Genomic DNA, 18,347 nt, shown 5'->3' on the forward strand with positions numbered 1-18,347 from the left:
GAGAGAACCGTGAACACCACAATCCCGCGTGCCGCAGGCTGCGCCGCCGCGGTGGCCCTGCTGGTCACCGCGTGCGGACCCGGCGGGAGCGCCGCGGCGCCGGCCGCCAGCAGCAACTTCTCGACCGCGCAGGTGACCACCGCGCCGGGGACCAAGCCGATCAGCTCGCTGACCTGGTCCGGGGACTACCGCGCGCCGTACGCGGAGGACCCGGTGAAGACCGCCGACTACCCCGAGGAGACCATCCTCGGCAACGTCTGCGAGCCGCTGATCCGGGTCGCCGCCGACTACTCGATGCACCCCGGCATCGCCGCGTCCTGGAGCCAGCCCGACGCCGAGCACGTGGTGGTCGACCTCGACCCGCGGGCGCGGTTCAGCGACGGCCAGCCGGTCACCACCGACGACGTGGTCTACAGCCTGGCCCGCAACATGGACCCGCAGGTCGCCAGCAACTACGCCGACTCCTACAACGACGTCGCCTCGATCAAGGCCACCGGGCCGGCGCAGGTGACCGTCACGCTCACCAAGCCCGACTACGTCTTCGTGCGCACCCTGGGCACCCTGGGCGCGGCGGTCGTGGAGAAGGCCTTCGCGGTCAAGGCCGGCAGCGACTTCGGCAACGCCGACACCGGCGTGGTCTGCGCCGGGCCCTACACGATCCAGTCGTTCGACGGCACCAACCAGATGGTGCTCAAGCGCGACCCGAACTACTGGGACCCGAGCCACGCGGGCAAGGCCGACACGGTCACCTTCAAGTTCCTCGGCGACCCGTCCGCGCTCGCCAACGCGCTCACCTCGGGCGCCGTGCAGGGCGCGTTCGACCTTCAGGCGTCGACCGTCTCGCAGTTGAGCCGGGCGAGCGGCGGCAAGCTCTACGTCGGCGGCGAGGGCTCGACCACGCAGAACGTCGACCTGGTGGTCTCCGACTTCGCCGGCGGCCTGGCCGACGCCCGCACCCGGCAGGCGCTGAGCATGGCGATCGACCGGGCCGGCATCGCCAAGACCATCTACAGCGGCGCCGCCGACCCGCTCTACGCCGTCGCCGGGCCGGGCTTCTGGCAGGGCAACCCCGCCGAGTCGGTCTACCGGGCGGCCTACAACCAGCTGGCCAAGGGCCCGGACCTGGCGGGCGCGACCAGCCTGGTCAAGCAGGCCGGTGCGAGCGGCAAGCAGGTGACCATCGCGTACGCGGCCGGCACCCCGTCCCAGGCGCAGCTGGCCCAGGTGCTCCAGCAGACCGGCCAGGCGATCGGCCTCAACGTCAAGATCATCGGCCTGCCGGACCAGCAGTACGGCAACCTGTTCACCGACCCGAAGGCCCGGGCCGCCTACGACGGGTTCCTGACGATCAACTACATGGAGTACCCGGAAGCCCAGAGCATGTACGCGAGTTACGCCACCGCGACCGGCGCGCAGAACTTCAACGGCTACGCCAACACCGCCGTCCAGCAGGACCTGGACGCGGCGCAGGCCGCCAACGACCCGACCACCCGGGCCCAGGCGGTGCTGAAGGCGCAGGCGGTGCTCGGGCAGGACCTGCCCTGGATCCCGATCGTCGCGCCGCGCGCGCTGCTCTTCCAGAGCCACGAGGTCACCGGCGCGCCGCTGACCTTCTCCTACATGGACAACGCCTGGGTGACCGCGATCGGGGCGCCCTGATGGCCCGACTGCTGCTGCACCGCCTCGGCGGGCTGCTCACCACGCTGCTGCTGTCCAGCGTGCTGATCTTCGGCAGCCTCTACCTCGCCCCCGGCAGCCCGGAGAACGTGCTCTTCGGCAGCCGGGTGCCGAGCGCCGCCGCCCGCGCGGCGGTGCGGCACCGGCTGCACCTGGACCAGCCGCTGCCGGTCCGCTACTGGGACTGGCTGACCGGAGTGCTCCACGGCGACCTGGGCACCTCGATGGTCACCGGCCAGCCGGTCGCGGACCGGGTCAGCGCCGGGCTCGGCACCACACTGCTGCTGGTGCTGATGACCATGGTGCTGGTGGTGCTCCTGGGCCTGGGCCTCGGACTGGCCGCGGCGGTGCGGCCCGGCCGCGTGGACGGCGCCGTCAGCGCGTTCACCTCGGTCTCGGTGAGCGTGCCGCCGTTCGTCGCCTCCACGCTGCTGATCTCGGTCTTCGCGATCAGGACGGGCTGGTTCCCGGCCTCCGGCATCGGCGAAGGGCTGGGCGGGAAGATCGACGGACTCGTGCTGCCCGCCTGCGCGCTCGCGGTGATCTCCTGCGGCTTCCTGGCCCGGGTCACCCGCAACGCGGTCCGCGAGGAGCTGGAGCGCGAGCATGTGCAGACCTCGCTGGTGCGCGGCCTGCCCCGACTGGTGGTGCTCCGCAGCCACGTGCTGCGCAACGCGCTGCCGCCGATCATCACCGCCGTCGGCCTGCTGACCGCCGGCACCTTCGCCTCGACGCTGGTCGTCGAGTCCGCCTTCGCGGTGCCGGGGATCGGGCAGTTGACGATCCAGTCGGTGGCCCAGAAGGACTTCCCGGTGGTCCAGGCCGTGGCGCTGCTGCTGGTCGCCGCGTTCGTGGTCTGCAACGCGGTGAGCGACCTGATCCAGGCCCTGGTGGACCCGCGACTGCGCGAGGCAGGGAGCACATCGTGAGACAGACGTTGAGCCAGACACTGCGGAAGACGGCCAGGAAGCTGGGCCGCTCCGGAACCGCCTCGGCGGTGTTCCTGCTGGTCGTGCTGGTGGTCGCGATCGCCGCGCCGCTGCTCGCCCCGGTCGACCCCAACCGGCAGAGCCTGCTGGACGCCTACACCGGCCCGTCCGCCGCGCACCTGCTCGGCGCGGACGGCATCGGCCGCGACATCCTGTCCCGGCTGATGTTCGGGGCGCGCACCAGCCTGCTCGGCCCGGCGCTGGTCGTCGGGGTGTCGCTGCTGTTCGGCATCCCGCTGGCGCTGCTGGCCAGTTGGTACGGCGGCTGGGTCGACGCGGTGGTGGCCCGGGTCTTCGACCTGATCTACGCGCTGCCCGGCCTGCTGCTCGCGGTGCTGACGGTGGCCCTGTTCGGTCCCGGCCTGACACCGGCCGTCGCCGCGCTCTCCATCGCCTACGTGCCCTTCCTGGCCCGGATCGTGCGGGCGGCGGCGCGCCAGCAGCGGGTCAGCCCGTACGTCGACGCCCTGTCGGTGCAGGGCTTCGGCATGGTGCGGATCTCCGTCGGCCACGTGCTGCGCAACATCGCGCCCACCGTGGTCGGCCAGGCCGCGATCGCCTTCGGCTACGCGCTGCTCGACCTGGCCTCGCTCTCCTACCTCGGCCTCGCCGTCCAGGCCCCGACGCCCGACTGGGGCGTCATGGTCAGCGACACCGACGCGCTGATGAAGGGGTACTGGCTGCCGGTGATCGCACCGGGCGTGCTGATCGTGCTCACCGTCCTGGCACTGACCGTGCTCGGCGCGCGGATCAGCGGCGAGCAGCCGCCCGGCTACCTGCGCCGCGCGAAGCGCACCCCGCGCAAGCAGGCCCCCGACCCGGCGCGGCCGGGCGGACCGGAGCAGAAGGAGACGACCGTGGGAGCCGTCGGATGAGCGGGCCACTGCTGGAACTGTCGGGCCTCACGGTCGACATCGACACCGAGGCCGCCGCCTCGCGCACGCTGCTCGACGGCATCGACCTGACCCTCGCCCGCGGCGAGGCGCTGGGCCTGGTCGGTGAGTCCGGCTCGGGCAAGTCGATGACCGTGCGCGCGATCACCCGGCTGCTGCCGGCCGGGGCCCGGACCTCGGGCACGATCCGCTTCGAGGGCGCCGACGTCGGCGCGATGGACGCCGCCGCACTGCGCTCCTACCGCGACGGCGGCGTGGGCCTGGTCTTCCAGGACCCGCGCGCGCACATCAACCCGACCCGCCGGATCGGCGCGTTCCTGATCGAGGCGCTGGTCCGCAACCGGAAGGTCCCCAAACGCGAGGCGCTGGCCAGGGCGGCGGCGGTGCTGGCCGAGGTCGGCATCGACGACCCGACCCGGCGGCTGCGGCAGTACCCGCACGAGGTCTCCGGCGGCATGCTGCAGCGCGTCATGATCGCCTCGGTGCTGCTCGCCGAGCCCCGGCTGATCCTGGCCGACGAGCCGACCACCGCGCTCGACGTGACGATCCAGCAGGAGGTCGTGGCCATTCTGGACCGGCTGCGCCGGGACCGCGGCATGGGCATGGTCTTCATCACCCACGACCTCGACCTCGCGCTGGCCGTCTGCGGCCGCGTGGCGGTGATGTACGCGGGGCGGATCGTCGAACTCCGGTCCGCCGACACCCTGCACGAGCGCGCCGCCCACCCGTACACGGCCGGGCTGCTCGGCTCGCGACCCGCGATCGACGAGCGGGCGGAGCGGCTGGCGGCCATCCCCGGCCGCCCCGTCTCCGCCTTCGAGTCGGGCCCGGGCTGCGCCTTCGCGCCGCGCTGCGCGCACGCGCGGCCGGTCTGCGAGCAGCGGCCACCGGAACTCACCGAGTTCGACGGCGGGTTGGTGCGCTGCGCGCGGGTGGCGGAGATCCGCCCGGCACGGACGAGCAAGGAGGCGAGCGCATGAGCGCGGCAGCGACCGACACCGCGCAGGCGGTCGAGGTACGGGAACTGGGCAAGGTGTTCAAGGGCCCGCGCGGGGTGCGGCACCAGGCCGTGGCGGACGTCTCGTTCGACGTCCCGGTCGGCGGCTCACTCGGTATCGTCGGCGAGTCCGGCTCGGGCAAGACCACCATCGCCCGGATGCTGGTCGGGCTGGAACGCCCGACCGGCGGCCGGATCGCGGTGCTGGGCCGCGACCGCAGCCGGCCGGCGCGCCGGGGCGCGGAGCGCGGCGCCCGGGCGCGGGAGCTGCAGATCGTCTTCCAGGACCCGTACACCTCGCTCGACCCGCGGCAGAGCGCGCGGGCCGCGGTGGAGGAGGTGCTGCGGCACCACGGCGGGCTGACGGCGGACCAGCGCGCGAAGCGACTCGACGAGCTGGTCGATCAGGTGGGCCTGACCGAGCGCCAGGCCCGGGCCCGTCCGCGCGACCTCTCCGGCGGCCAGCGCCAGCGGGTGGCGATCGCCCGGGCGCTGGCGGCGCGGCCGCGGGTCCTGGTGCTGGACGAGGCGGTCTCGGCGCTGGACGTGTCGATCCAGGCGCAGATCCTCAACCTGCTCGCGGACATCCGCGCCGAGACCGGGCTGACCTACCTGCTGATCTCGCACGACCTGGCGGTCGTGCGGCAGCTCTGCGACACGGTGCTGGTGCTGCGCCGCGGTCGGGTGGTCGAGCAGGGCGACTGCGCCCGCGTGCTCGACGCGCCGGAGCAGGCGTACACCCGGGCGCTGCGCGAGGCGGTTCCGGTGCCGGGCTGGAGAGTTGGGGTGTAGGCCAGGAAGCGGTGACAAGCCGCTGAGTACGACAGGCCCCCGACCGCTGACGCGATCGGGGGCCTGTCGTGAGGGGCCCTGTCGTGAGGGGCCCGGTCGTGACCGGGCTACCGCCGGGCGGCTCGCACCCGGCCGAGGACCGTCGAGAGCGCGATGACCGCCATGGTGCCCAGCAGCATCATCGAGCCGATGACGTCGATCTGCGCCGGGTAGGCGCGCTGCACGGATCCCCAGATGTACATCGGGAAGGTCTCCAGGTTGCCGGCGGTGAAGACGGTGATGATGTAGTCGTCCACCGACAGCGCGAAGGAGAGCAGGGCCGCCGCCGCGATACCGGGGGCCACCAGTGGGAGGGTGACCTTCATGAAGGTCTGGAACGGCGTGGCGTAGAGGTCCTGGGCCGCCCGCTCCAGGGTCGGGTCCATGCCCGCGAGCCGGGCCTTGACCGTCACCACGACGTAGCTGACGCAGAACATCACATGCGCGATCGTGATGGTCCAGAAGCCGAGCCCGCCGGGGCCGACGGTGTTGAAGAACATCGCGGCCAGCGTCGCGCCCATGACCACCTCGGGGGCGGCCATCGGCAGGAACAGCAGGGCGTTGATGCCGGAGCGGGCCTTGAAGCGGTGGCGCACCATCGCGAAGGCGATCATCGTGCCCAGCACCGTCGCCACCACGGTCGCCACGGCGCCGATCTGCAGCGAGAGCCCGATGCTGTGGCACATCCCGGGGTTGGCGCACGGGTTGGCCCAGGCCGCCGTGGAGAAGTGGTTCCAGACGTAGTTGAACTTGCCCACGGGCTGGTTGAAGGACATCCACAGGACGACCGCGTTGGGCAGCAGCATGAAGACGAAGATCGCCACCGTGACGACCAGCAGGATGTGCTCGCGGGCCCAGCTCAGCGGGCTGCGGCGGCGGACCGCCGGGGCCCCTGCGGCTGCCGCGGGGAGAGTGGTCAGAGTCGTCATCAGAGCAGATCCTCCGTACCGGCCTTGCGGATGTAGCTCATCACCAGGACGAGCGTGCCGACCATCATCACGACCGAGATCGCCGAACCGACCGGGTAGCCGGAGGTCTGTCGCAGGAACAGGTCCTCGATCTTCTGGCCGACCACGCCGGTGTTCGGGTTGCCCAGCAGCTGGGCGTTGATGTAGTCGCCGACCGCCGGGATGAAGGTCAGCAGGGTGCCGCCGACGACACCGGGCATCGACAGCGGCAGGGTGATCCGCCGCCAGGTGGTGAAGGTGCTGCAGTAGAGGTCGCTGCCCGCCTCCAGCAGCCGGGGGTCGATCTTCTCCAGCGAGGTGTAGAGCGGCAGGATCGTGAACGGCAGGAAGTTGTAGACCATGCCGCAGACCACCGCCGCCGGGGTGTTGATCACATGGCTGCCGGTGGTCCAGCCGAGCGCGTCGGTCAGCCCGAGGATGTGCGCGCTCCGCAGCACGTGGACGACCGGGCCCTGGTCGGCGAGGATGGTCTCCCAGGCGATGGTGCGGATCAGGAAGCTGGTGAACGACGGCACGATCACCAGTGCCATCAGCAGCGACTTCCACTTGCCGCCCTTGAAGGCGATGAAGTAGGCCACCGGGTAGCCCAGCGCCAGGCAGAGGACCGTGGTGAGGGTCGAGTACAGGCCCGAGTGCCAGTACTGCGTCCCGTAGTCGGAGATCGCGTGCCCGTAGTTGGCCCAGTGCCAGGTCAGCTTGAAGCCGTCGTCGTAGTTGCCGGTCTGCACCGAGGCCGAGACCGAGGTGAGGATCGGCAGCAGGAAGAAGACGGTCAGCCAGAGCAGGCCCGGCAGCAGCAGGATCCAGGGGGTCAGGTTGCGGCGCGGCTTGTGGTCCGCGACCGGCGGGCGCTGCGCCGTTGCGGCCGCGGGGTCGGCGACAGCGGTCATGCGGCGCCCTCCTCGTCCAGGACGGCGCCGGCCTCGATGTCCTGGGTGCCGTCCAGGCCGAAGCCCTGGCTCGGGTCCCAGTAGACGGCGACCTCGTTGCCCGGGCGCTGGATGGCGCGGCCGGTGTTCTGCTCGAACACCGAGATCTCCTCGCCGGAGGCCAGCCTGACCAGGTACTGGGTGGAGACACCGATGAACGAGGTGTCGACCACCGTCCCGGTCAGGCAGTTGAAACCGCTGGGCACCTCGTCCTCGGTCGCGGCGATCTGCACCTTCTCCGGTCGCACGCCGAGGATCACGGCACCGCTGGTGGCGCGGGCGCGGTCGGCGTTCAGCGTGAGCGTGCGGCCGTGGGCGCGCACCGTGACCACGCCGCCGGCGACGCCCTCGACCACACCGGGTATCAGGTTGGACTGTCCCAGGAAGTTGGCGACGAAGGTGCTGGCCGGGTTCTCGTACAGGTCTGCGGGAGAGCCCAGTTGCTCGATCCGGCCCTGGTTCATCACCGCGATGGTGTCGGCCATCGTCATGGCCTCCTCCTGGTCGTGGGTGACGTGGACGAAGGTCAGGCCCACCTCGGTCTGGATCCGCTTGAGTTCGATCTGCATCTGGCGGCGCAGCTTGAGGTCCAGCGCGCCCAACGGCTCGTCCAGCAGCAGCACCTGGGGCTGGTTGATCAGCGCGCGGGCGAGCGCGATGCGCTGCTGCTGGCCGCCGGACAGCTGGTTGGGCTTGCGCTTGGCCAGGTGGCCCAGCTCGACCAGCTCCAGCATCTCCTCCACCTGGGGCCGGACGCTCTTGAACCCGCGCCGGCGCAGGCCGAAGGCGACGTTCTCGAAGATGTCCAGGTGCGGGAAGAGCGCGTAGTTCTGGAAGACGGTGTTGACCGGGCGCCGGTAGGGCTTGGTGTCGGTCACCTCGGCGTCGCCCAGGAAGATCTGACCCGCCGTCGGGTCCTCCAGGCCGGAGACCATGCGCAGGGTGGTGGTCTTGCCGCAGCCCGACGCGCCCAGCAGGGCGAAGAACGATCCCTGGGGGATGGTCAGGTCGAGATTGTCGACGGCGGTGAAGGCACCGAAGCGCTTGGTGAGGCCGACCAGGCGGAGATCCCCGCCCTCGGTTCGACCCAGTACGTCGTTGGAGCTCATCGTTGCTTCTTTCACTGGGGAGGCGGGTCCGCTACTGGCCGGTGATCTGCTGGAATCGGCTGGTGTAGTCGTCCAGTTGGGCGATGCTGAGGGCCATGAAGCCGCGGGCCTTGTCCTGCATCTCCTGGGTGGGGACGATGAGCGGCACGGCGGCGGCGGTGGGGTCCAGTTGCTGGAGCGCCGCCACGGCGCCGTCCACCGAGGGGATGTAGTTGATGTAGTCGTCGAGGGCGGCGCAGACGTCGGGCTCGAGGTAGTAGTTCAGCAGCTTCTCGGCATTGGTCTTGTGCCGCGCGAAGTTGGGGATGACGCAGTTGTCGGACCAGGAGAGCATGCCCTCGGTGGGCAGGTCGAGGGTGACCAGGTTGGGCTTGCCGAGCTGCGCGACATCGCCCGAATACGCCATCGTCACAGCGGTGTTGCCCTGCTGGAAGGCGCTCAGGTAGTCGTTCCCGGTGAAGGAGCGGATCTGGCCGGAATCCTTGGCCTTGCGGACGTACTCCAGCGCCTGGTTGAACTGGGCGTCGGTGAAGTTCTCCGAGTCGAATCCCAGGGCCAGCAGCGCGATCGCGACGGTGTCCTCCATCTCGCTGAAGAGCGAGACCTTGCCCCGGAGGTCGGCCCGGGTGAAGACCTCCGCGAGCGAAGTGATCGGCTGCTTCACCAGGTCGGTGTTGTAGGCGAAGGTGGTGTAGCCGTAGGCCCACGGCACCGAGAAGAGGCGGCCCGGATCGGTGGCGTCCTTGATGACGCTGGGCAGCATCTTCGCGTGGTTGGGGATGTTCGCCAGGTCGAGTTCCTGGATGTAGTCGTACGCCCGGTACTTGGCCACCATGTAGTCGCTGACGACCATGAGGTCGTAGCCGGTGTCGATGCCCTTGACCAGCGCCGGGTCGACCTTCGTGTACCAGTCGTTGTTGTCGTTGATGATCTCCAGGTAGTCGACCTGGATGCCGCTCTGCTGGACGAAGGCGTCCAGCGTGGGCCGCTTGTTGGGGTCCTTCGGATCGACGTCGATGTAGGCCGGCCAGGTCGCGAAGACGACCTTCCGCTCGGTGGCGGAGTAGTCCTTGCCGGCCTGCCCCACCTCCTTGCCGCCGGGCGGAACGACATGACCCGGCACACCGCAGGCCGACAGCAGTCCGGTACCGGCCGCGGCCAGCCCTCCCGCTGTCACACCACGGAGCAGGGAGCGGCGGCTTATCGCGGCGGCCGCCGAATGGGAGCGGGTTCGGTTGGTGAACCGCACCAGATCGGCAAAACTGGGGCCCGTCATGGGGATGGAGTGGCCTTTCTGCAGAACGCGGGGGGCTGGCCGATGGTCCTTTCCAGCGGTGCCGGCGGGGGTAATTGCGCTGCGGCGACAGCGGATGGGGTCAGAGATTAGGGCTGGAACAACGGATTCCCTTGCCTAAACCCCGGATGACAGCGGAATCGTTACCAACATTGAGCGTTTCGCAACGTGCTCCGCATCGATGATCACCCTGCGTGATAGCGACCGCTCTTGGCCACCTACACCTTGTAAAAGGCGCAACAGAAGGTCTGCTCATCTGGCAGTGGGACGGCGCGGGGGCCAGGCGGGATGATCTCCGCACCGCCCACCGATGGGGGGACGGGTGTCCAGCTCCGCCGGCCGGGCTTACGGGGTGTCACCCCGGAACGCTGGAGCGACACACTCTGCCTCCCCCCGGTGCTGCCACGGGCGGATAGCGTCCCTCCATGACCAACAGCTTCGCCCTGCACATTCCCGACGTCGACCTCGAACCGGAGCCGCTGGATCCGTCGCAGATCGTCTCCGGCACGCCCCAGGTCACCGGCAGGGTGCTCTGGGAGTCCCCGGACGGCCGGCAGCTGCGCGGGATCTGGCAGATCACCCCCGGCGTGGTGACGGACACCGAGGCCGACGAACTCTTCGTGGTGGTCAGCGGCCGGGCCACCGTCGAGATCGCCGGCGGCCCCACCCTGGAGGTGGGACCGGGCGACGTCGCCGTCCTGCACGAGGGTGACCGGACCACCTGGACGGTGCACGAGACGCTGCGGAAGGCCTACGCCATCACGCTGCGCGAACCCGCCTGATCCCCCTCTGCCCCCGCTACCCCCACACCCCTCCCTCGCACGAAGGAACACCCTCATGGATCCCGCCTCCTCCCTGCAGGACGTCAAGCCGGTCCCGTTCTGGCTGGACGACCCCGCGCGCCCCGAGGCCGGTTCCGCTCTGGTCGGCGACGTCCACTGCGACCTGCTCGTGGTCGGCGGCGGCTACAGCGGCCTGTGGACGGCGTTGATCGCCAAGGAGCGGGACCCCTCGCTGGACGTGGTCCTGATCGAGGGACAGCGGATCGGCTGGGCGGCCTCCGGGCGCAACGGCGGCTTCTGCGCCGCCAGCCTCACCCACGGTCTCGGCAACGGCCAGCAGCGCTGGCCCGGCGAGCTGGCCCGGCTCGAGAAGCTGGGCGCGCAGAACCTGCAGGCCATCGAGGACAGCATCAAGCGCTACTCGATCGACTGCGACTGGGAGCGCACCGGCGAGATCGACGTGGCGACCGAGCCCTACCAGCTGGACGACCTGCACGAATTCGCCGAAATGGCGGCCCAGTTCGGCGGCGACTGCACCGTCCTGGACGCCGAGGCGGTCCGCGCCGAGCTCAACTCCCCGACCTACCTCGGCGGGCTCTGGGACAAGGACGGCGTGGGCATGGTCAATCCGGCCAAACTCGCCTGGGGCCTGACGCAGGCCTGCCTGGACCTGGGCGTGCGGGTCTTCGAACACACCGAGGCGACCGCGCTGGCCGAGGCCGGTGCGGGACTGGCCGTGCGCACGCCCTACGGCCGGATCTTCGCCGGCCGGGTCGCGCTCGGGACGAACGTCTTCCCCTCGCTGGTCCGCCGGGTCCGCGCCTACACGGTTCCGGTCTACGACTACGCGCTGATGACCGAGCCGCTGAGCACCGAGCAGCTCGCCTCCATCGGCTGGCGGAACCGGCAGGGGGTGGGGGACAGCGCCAACCAGTTCCACTACTACCGGCTCTCCGCCGACAACCGGATCCTCTGGGGCGGCTACGACGCGATCTACCACTACGGCGGCCGGGTCCGGGCCGAGTACGACCACCGTCCGCAGACCTACCAGACGCTGGCCACGCACTTCTTCCGGACCTTCCCGCAGCTGGAGGGCCTGCGCTTCACCCACGCCTGGGGCGGCGCGATCGACACCTGCACGCGGTTCTCCGCCTTCTTCGACACCGCCTACCGGGGCAAGGTCGCCCTCGCCGCCGGCTACACCGGCCTCGGGGTCGGTGCCACCCGCTTCGGCGCCGAAGTGATGCTCGACCTGCTGGCCGGCGAGCGCACCGAGCGGACCGCCCTGGAGATGGTGCGCCGCAAGCCGCTCCCCTTCCCTCCCGAGCCCGTGCGCTGGGCCGGCATCGAGCTGACCAAGCGCTCCCTCGACCAGGCCGACCGCAACGCGGGGCGGCGCAACCTCTGGCTCAAGACGATGGACCGCCTCGGGCTCGGCTTCGACTCCTGACCGGGTAGCAGCTGTCGGCACCCGAAGAGGGGCACCTCCGGGACGCGGTCGCGTCCCGGAGGTGCCCCTCTTCGTCTTCGTCATCCGCCCCCTGGCGCAGCGGCCCTACTGCTTGAACGACTTCAGGTAGCCCAGGGTCGGCGAGCCGAGACCGGAGACGTCGTTGTAGCCGGGCGTCGCCTTGAGCGTGTAGTCCGTCCCGAGGGTGTAGAGGTCGCCCTGCCGCACGCCGTTCAGCAGGCCCTTGTCGTAGGCCACGCCCTTCGTCTGCCCGCCCGGGTTGTCGGTGACCGGGTGGAAGGCCTGGGTGCCCAGCGACTGGTACTTGGCGTAGATCTCCGGGTTCGCGAAACCGATCGGGAAGCCCAGCGACTGCTCGGCGTCGCTCTGCTCCCCCGCGAACAGCGGGCAGGCGATGCTGGTGCCGCCGTAGCCCTGCTCGGCGAAGCCGGTGGTGCCGTCGGGCAGCTTCTGCGTGAAGCCGACCATCGTGGTCAGCAGCAGGTCGCCCTCCATGGCCACGTCCGGCACCTCGCGCATCGGCTGGCTCGCGGGCTGCCCGGTCAGCAGCGTGTCGGCGAGCGAGTCGGGCACGACGCCCTTCTGGTACCACGGCTGGGCGAAGTAGTTGCTGGTGCCGCCGCCGCTGCCGAAGATGAACGAGCCGGGCAGGCTCGACCAGGTGGTGCCGTTCTGCAGCGCCGCCTTGGAGTCGCCCATGCCGGTCTCGAACTCGTAGTTCTGGTTCTTGCCGATCCCGATGGCCGTCGCGCCGACCGCCGTCACCCACGGGATCGAGGGCTGGAAGGTGGTCTGCGGCTCGGAGGAGTAGGTGTCGCAGTTGACACCGGTGGCCACGATCGCCGGGGCGTCGTCGGCGCAGTCGCCGGAGGCGAAGTAGAAGCCGATGCCCTCGGCCGCACCCTCCTCGAACACCTGGTTGTAGGCGTTGATGAGCACCGGGGAGGTGTTGCCGTTGGTGTCGTAGAGGTCCTCGGTGTACGAGTCGGAGACGACGTCGGCGAGGTGGTTGTCGACGATGTCGGACTCGGCCGAGATGAAGTCGATGTCGTTGCAGGAGTTCGCGCCGACGTAGTTGATCTTCGCGTCGGGCGCCATGGTGTGCACCTCCTCGACGTCCAGCGACTCCTCGGGCGTCCAGTCACCGCAGGAGGACTGATCGGTGAAGTCGGCCGGGGTGCTCAGGTCGGCGAACTGTCCCGCCTTGAACTGCGGAAAGCCGCTGTACTTGTCGAAGGTGTCCACGTCGGACTCGATGGTCGACGAGCCGTAGGCATCCACGATCGCGACCGTGACGCCCTTGCCGCTCAGGCCGCTCTGCGGGATCTGGTACGCGCTGCGGAGCTGGCCGGGCAGGTAGCCGCACATGGTGTACGGCTGGTAACCGCCATAGGCCTTGGGCAGGTTCTTCGACGCGCTCTGGTCGTAGTAGCTGGTACACGGGTTCGCGCCTATGTACGGCGCGCCGTTCGGGCCCGTGACGAGCCGGTTGCCGGCGCTCGGGGCGGTGGCCGGGGCCGAGGCGGGCTTGTTGACGTGCGGCGCGTTGTCGAGCCCTTCGACGCCGACCACCGCGTCGGCCACGGCGGCCGGGACCAGCGCCGGGTGCTGCGGCGCGTAGTAGGTGTGGCCGCCGACGGCGTAGTTGTGCAGCGGGGTGCTGAACGCCGCCGTCAGCTGCGCGGCCGTCCCGGCGACGGAGACGTACTGCTCGGTGGACGAGGTGACCTTCAGCCCGGAGCCGGTGAGCCAGGAGCGCACCGCGGCGGACTGCGCGGCCGTCGGGCCGAAGCGCGCGTTCTGCTGAGCCGGCGTCAGGTAGTGGTGGTACTCCGGGCTGCCCGGGGACGAGACCGCCTGGGCGTACGCGGCCAGACCGCTCGGGTCCTGACTGCTCAGCAGGACCTCGACGGACATCCTGCTGCTCGCCGGGACAGCACCCTGGTCGGCCCGCGCCGTCGCCCAGGACGGCTGACTGTCCGCCAGAGCCGCCGGGCCGGGACGCGCGGCCCCGGTCGCCGCCTGCGCCATGGTGCCGCTCAGGCCGAGCGCCAACGCGGCGACCACGGCGGACACGGCCGTGCGGCGGCCGCGCGCTGTTCGGTGGGGCATGGTGCTCCTTCACGCTGGAGTGGGAGGTGCCTTGCATGCTGAACAGGGCCTTGCTGTAGGGCTCTTGGGACCATGTGAAATTTCACATGTGCGGTATGGTATTGCGTCGATCTGAAGTCGTCCAGGGTCAGGGGCTGTTGGTCAGAGGCCGTTGGTCAGGGGCTGTTGGTCAAGGGCCGTTGGTCGGGGGCCGTTCACGCCCTGCGCGGCATATCCGCCCGTTTCGCGCCGCCCGCAGCAGCGACGTCCTGCTGCTCTCCAGCTCGCTCGGCCCGCTCGGCCACACCATCGCCGCTGGGCTCGGCCTGCCGAGCATCGGCGTGTACCTCCAACCACTCGCCGCCACCGGCGAGTTCGCTCCTCCCGTCACCAGCACCCGGTCCTGGGGACCGCTCGGCAACCGGCTCCCGGACCGGTTGCGCGCGTTCCTGTCCGCCGGCCCGCCACCGGTCTTCGTCGGTCCGGGCAGCGCCACCGTTCCCGACCCCGAGCAGCTGAGCCGAACCGTCGTGCGCGCCCTGCGTACGGCCGGGCTGCGCGGGGTGATTCAGCGCGGCTGGAGCCAACTGGCCAGCGAGGGCGACGACATGCTCACCATCGACGAGGTGCCGCACCACCTGCTCTTCCCCCACCTGGCCGCGGCCGTCCACCACGCGGGGGCGGGCACCACCGCGGCCGCACTGCGCGCGGGCATTCCGACCGTCCCCCTCCCCGTGCGGTTCGGCGCCGCGTTCTGGGGCGCCCGCCTCACCGCCCTGGGCGTCGCCCCCACCGCGATCCCGCTTTGCCGGCTCACCGCCGAAGCGCTGACCGCGCGGCTCTCGTCCAGACCACGACCGACCCGTCCTACCTCCGCCGCGCCCAGGCCCTGGCCGCCCGCATCCGCCAGGAGGACGGCACCGGCCCGGTCCTGGCCGCGGTGAACCAGCTCGGCAACTCCCCGGCGCACCCTGCGAGCTCGGACTGACCTGCGACCTCGGACTGACCTGAGAACTTCCGCTCCCCGGAGGAGAACGGCAGACCCGCGCGGTCTGCGGTCGCGCGGGCCGCCCGGTTCAGAGCATCGCCTTCTGGGGCTGCGTGGGCACCACGATGACCGTGGTGGTGCCGGCGGACAGGGCCGCCGTGAACTCCCGTTCCAGGTCCTCGCCGGACTTCACCTCGACCGCGCGGCAGCCGAAGCCGCGGGCCACGGAGGCGATGTCGAGCCCGGGCAGGTCGAGTCCCGGCACGCCCGGAGTCTGCTCCAGCACCGCGAACGACTTGAGGATGGAGTACTCGTGGTTGCGCATGACCACGTAGACGATGGGCAGGTCGTGCTGCGCCGCCGTCCAGATGGCCTGCACCGAGTACTGGAAGGAGCCGTCGCCGATCAGGCCGACCACCGGCCGGACGACGCCCCGGTCCCGGTCGCCGAGCGCGACGCCCACCGCCGCGGGGGTGCCCCAGCCGATGCCGCCGCTGGCCGTGGCGAAGAACGATCCGGTCCGGGTGGTGGGCAGCCACTCGAGCTGCTGCGCCATCGTGGACGTCGACTCGTTGACGATGACCGCGTCGGCCGGCCGGACCCGGCTCAGCGCGGCATAGACCTCCGGCGGGGTGAGCGGGCTGTTCGGCGTCTGCGGAAGCTCCCGGGGCCGCGCCATCGGCTCCGGGGCGGTCCGCGTCGATCCCTCCGCGACCAGGTCCAGGAGCAGCTCGATCGCCAACCCGGGATCACCCAGCAGGCTGTCGCCCACCCGCGCCGCCGCGGCGGCCGCCGGATCGCCGGTGATCTGCAGCAGCGCGGTGCCGTCGGGCAGGTAGTCGCCGGGGACGTAGGGGTAGTAGCGGAACACCTCCGCGCCGATCACGACCACCAGGTCGTGTCCCGCCAGCCGGTCGCTGATGGTCTTCACCGACATGCCGAGCGGACCGCCGAACAGCCGGTGGTCCTCCGGGAAGGCGGCGCGGTCCGGCAGCGGGGCGCCGTAGACGCGAGCGCTCAGCTTCTCCGCGAGGGCGATGGCGGCGTCCCATCCGCCGCTGCGGTCGACCTCCGGCCCGAAGACCAGCGCGGGACGGCGGCTGGCGGAGATGCGATCGGCGAAGCCGCGCAGCCGCTGCGGGTCGGGGGCGACGCGGTGGCTCACCGTCCGCACCCGGTCGAAGCCGGACAGCGGCCGGTTCCAGTCGTCCATCGGAATCGACAGGTAGACCGGTCCGGCCGGCGGCTGCAACGCCTCCGCGTAGGCCCGCATGAAGGCTTCCGGGACGTCTTCGGCGCGGGCCGGCTCGTAGGACCACTTCACCCACGGCTTCGGCAGCGTGGTGGCTTCCCGGTTGCCGAGATACGGCTCGCCGATCACCAGTTCCCGGTGCTGCTGCCCCGAGGTGACGATCAGGGGCGTGTTCGCGTGGGAGGCCGCCACCAGGTTGCCCACCGCGTTTCCCATCCCGGCCGAGGAGTGCACGTTGACCAGTGCGGGGCGGCCGGTCACCTGGGCGAACGCGTCGGCCATCGCGATGACGGACGCCTCCTGCAGGGCCAGGACGTAGCTGAAGTCCTCGGGGAAGTCCTGCAGGAAGGTCTGCTCGGTGGAACCCGGATTGCCGAAGACCGTGGTGAGCTTCAGGGTCCGCAGCAGGTCGTAGGTCACGCTGTGGACGGTGGATTGATCGGTCATCGCGTGCTGCCCGCCTTCCGTGCAGCGCCCGACGGAGTGCGGACGCATAGGACAATTCGGACACTCTATGCGGCGATCGCCTCATTCCCGCCAAGGCTCGCACGCACCCCCGGAGCACGTCCAGCGGGCCCCGGGGAGAAGTCGACGAACCGTCAGAACTGGTTCCACATAACCGTCCTGACGGTCAGTCGGAGAAGTCCTGGGTCATCCACACCGTTCCCGAGGAGTCCCGCAGCAGCTCGATGCCGATGTGGTGGAACGCCGGGTTGAGGATGTTGCGCCGGTGGCCGTCGTTCGGCGGCTGCTCGGCGAGCATGCTGTTGGTGAGCCCGACCGCCATGTCGGCTATCGCGGCCGTGGTGTCGGCGACCGGGCCGCCCTCGCCGATGTTCTCGCCGGCCGTCGTCCACTGCACGCCGGCGGCGTTCTCGCGGGCGCCGAAGGCGGGTTCGCCCGGGCACTGGTGCTGCAGTCCACAGCCCGCGGCCATGGTGTGGTTGTGGGCGTCCGCACTGGTCTGCAGGCCGGCCAGCATCTGCAGCGGTGCCACGCCCTGGGCGGCGCGCGCCTGGTTGATGACGGCCAGCACCTGGGCGAGCGCCGGATCCAGGTCGGTGCCGGGGGCACCGGGAGCGGTGGCGCTCGGCGCGGGGACGGGAACGGCGCCGGTGGTGGAACTCGCGGTGGGGACGGGTGCGGCGCTGGGGGCTGTCGGGGCCTGGGAGGCGGCGGCGGTCTGCGAGTTGGCCGGCGTCGGCGCGCTGGACGGCGCTCCGACGGTGGGAGAGTTCACCGGCGTCGTGCTGGTGGACCCGCCGGGCAACCGGGTGGGCCCGGTGCCCTGCGCGGACGGGGCCGCCGTGGCGGCAGGCGTCCCGCTCGGGGAGCCGGACGCGGTGCTCGCCGGCGCGTCGGTCGCCGGCGGTGGTTCCGGCGCCGAGAGCTGCTTGCCGTCCTGCGGGCCGGGCAGCAGGGCCCGTCCGCCGATCACCACGGTGGTCGCCGTCGCCGCCAGCGCGACCGCGGCGAGCAGCGGCCTGGCGCCGGCGACCCCGCGCCGCGCCCGGTGCCGGCCGTTGCCGGCCCGGCGATGGGCCCCACCACCCGGCCTGCCGGCGGCCGGACTCAGGTCGTACCAGCTTTCCGGCCCCGCACCGCCCCAGGGCTGCGCAGCCGGCTCGGTCTCGGTGGCGTACTTCGTCATCAGCTCTCTCCTCCGGTCAACGGCCTTCGTGACAGGAGACCCCCAGGAGGTCGGCGGATAACGGAAACCCGGAACGGAATCCGAACGGAGTCCCGAGCCGGGGTCGACGACGGCGGTCGGACGCCGACGGTGACGTAGGCGCTGATCGGTCCGCCATGGTGCGCCACTGCGCCAGGACTCCGCAGAGCCTTCGAACCGTTTTCCGGGGCCGCCGACCGCAGCGGCCGGGAGCACGATTCGTGCAACGGGTGAGTTGATCGCTAAGGTGCCAGGTCACGACCGCTCCCCGTTCGATCCACGGGCCGGTCAGGGCTCTGCCGCAGTTGGTGGCACCTCCACGACTGCTGTGCCGATCTCTGCCTGCCCGGGCCCTGGGATACGGGGGCGGTCCGCACGGCGGGGCAGTCGGGCCCCGGCCGACGGGT

At 71.0% G+C, this 18,347-nt stretch carries 14 protein-coding genes and 1 pseudogene; 8 read left to right on the plus strand and 7 right to left on the minus strand.

Annotated features, from left to right (window positions below):
* The first annotated feature begins 9 nt into the window (after positions 1-9).
* Genes OG403_RS02815 through OG403_RS02835 form a run of 5 tightly spaced genes read left to right on the plus strand, consistent with a single transcriptional unit; the run spans position 10 to position 5,348 of the window.
* Positions 10-1,659 (plus strand): ABC transporter substrate-binding protein, encoded by a 1,650-nt coding sequence (locus OG403_RS02815; protein ID WP_329561112.1) that lies wholly within the window; start codon positions 10-12, stop codon positions 1,657-1,659.
* Entirely contained in the window at positions 1,659-2,606 is a 948-nt protein-coding gene (locus tag OG403_RS02820; protein ID WP_329561114.1) for an ABC transporter permease, read from the plus strand. Before OG403_RS02815 ends, OG403_RS02820 begins: the two co-directional genes overlap by 1 nt.
* Positions 2,603-3,541, plus strand: coding sequence for an ABC transporter permease (locus OG403_RS02825; RefSeq protein ID WP_329561115.1), 939 nt, complete (start codon positions 2,603-2,605; stop codon positions 3,539-3,541). Before OG403_RS02820 ends, OG403_RS02825 begins: the two co-directional genes overlap by 4 nt.
* Positions 3,538-4,539 carry an ABC transporter ATP-binding protein gene (locus OG403_RS02830; RefSeq protein ID WP_329561116.1) on the plus strand — a complete coding sequence of 334 codons (1,002 nt, stop codon included), beginning with the start codon at positions 3,538-3,540 and terminating at the stop codon, positions 4,537-4,539. The genes OG403_RS02825 and OG403_RS02830 overlap by 4 nt, the downstream gene beginning before the upstream one ends.
* Positions 4,536-5,348, plus strand: a complete 813-nt coding sequence (locus tag OG403_RS02835; RefSeq protein WP_329561117.1) for an ABC transporter ATP-binding protein — start codon at positions 4,536-4,538, stop codon at positions 5,346-5,348. Before OG403_RS02830 ends, OG403_RS02835 begins: the two co-directional genes overlap by 4 nt.
* A 107-nt stretch (positions 5,349-5,455) precedes the next feature.
* Here the strand turns inward: OG403_RS02835 and OG403_RS02840 are convergent, their stop codons facing one another.
* From OG403_RS02840 to OG403_RS02855, 4 genes are read right to left on the minus strand one after another with little or no spacing between them, the layout of a single operon-like run.
* Positions 5,456-6,316 (minus strand): ABC transporter permease, encoded by an 861-nt coding sequence (locus OG403_RS02840; protein ID WP_329561119.1) that lies wholly within the window; start codon positions 6,314-6,316, stop codon positions 5,456-5,458.
* A complete protein-coding gene (locus tag OG403_RS02845; protein ID WP_329561121.1) occupies positions 6,316-7,245 on the minus strand; it encodes an ABC transporter permease in 930 nt (309 codons plus the stop codon). Before OG403_RS02845 ends, OG403_RS02840 begins: the two co-directional genes overlap by 1 nt.
* Positions 7,242-8,393 carry an ABC transporter ATP-binding protein gene (locus OG403_RS02850; RefSeq protein ID WP_329561123.1) on the minus strand — a complete coding sequence of 384 codons (1,152 nt, stop codon included), beginning with the start codon at positions 8,391-8,393 and terminating at the stop codon, positions 7,242-7,244. Before OG403_RS02850 ends, OG403_RS02845 begins: the two co-directional genes overlap by 4 nt.
* A 31-nt stretch (positions 8,394-8,424) precedes the next feature.
* Positions 8,425-9,570 carry an ABC transporter substrate-binding protein gene (locus OG403_RS02855; protein ID WP_329561125.1) on the minus strand — a complete coding sequence of 382 codons (1,146 nt, stop codon included), beginning with the start codon at positions 9,568-9,570 and terminating at the stop codon, positions 8,425-8,427.
* A 542-nt stretch (positions 9,571-10,112) separates the two neighbouring features.
* Between OG403_RS02855 and OG403_RS02860 the strand changes: the two genes are divergently transcribed.
* Positions 10,113-10,469, plus strand: coding sequence for a cupin domain-containing protein (locus OG403_RS02860; RefSeq protein WP_329561127.1), 357 nt, complete (start codon positions 10,113-10,115; stop codon positions 10,467-10,469).
* A 55-nt stretch (positions 10,470-10,524) separates the two neighbouring features.
* Positions 10,525-11,919: an NAD(P)/FAD-dependent oxidoreductase gene (locus OG403_RS02865; protein ID WP_329561129.1), complete on the plus strand. Its 1,395-nt coding sequence runs from the start codon at positions 10,525-10,527 to the stop codon at positions 11,917-11,919.
* A 105-nt stretch (positions 11,920-12,024) separates the two neighbouring features.
* Here the strand turns inward: OG403_RS02865 and OG403_RS02870 are convergent, their stop codons facing one another.
* Complete coding sequence (locus OG403_RS02870) at positions 12,025-14,052, minus strand: S53 family peptidase (RefSeq protein WP_329561131.1); 2,028 nt, start codon at positions 14,050-14,052, stop codon at positions 12,025-12,027.
* Positions 14,053-14,279: 227 nt separating this feature from the next.
* On the opposite strand from OG403_RS02870, the pseudogene OG403_RS02875 reads away from it, so the two are divergent.
* Positions 14,280-15,019 (plus strand): annotated as a pseudogene (locus OG403_RS02875) (glycosyltransferase); the annotation flags it as partial.
* 88 nt (positions 15,020-15,107) lie between these two features.
* Here the strand turns inward: OG403_RS02875 and mdlC are convergent.
* Both mdlC and OG403_RS02885 read right to left on the minus strand, forming a co-directional pair.
* Positions 15,108-16,718: a benzoylformate decarboxylase gene (gene mdlC / locus OG403_RS02880; protein WP_329561133.1), complete on the minus strand. Its 1,611-nt coding sequence runs from the start codon at positions 16,716-16,718 to the stop codon at positions 15,108-15,110.
* A gap of 184 nt (positions 16,719-16,902) precedes the next feature.
* Complete coding sequence (locus tag OG403_RS02885) at positions 16,903-17,922, minus strand: CAP domain-containing protein (protein ID WP_329561135.1); 1,020 nt, start codon at positions 17,920-17,922, stop codon at positions 16,903-16,905.
* Positions 17,923-18,347: the final 425 nt, after the last annotated feature.

The sequence above is a fragment of the Kitasatospora sp. NBC_01266 genome, from assembly GCF_036242395.1.
Lineage (GTDB): Bacteria > Actinomycetota > Actinomycetes > Streptomycetales > Streptomycetaceae > Kitasatospora.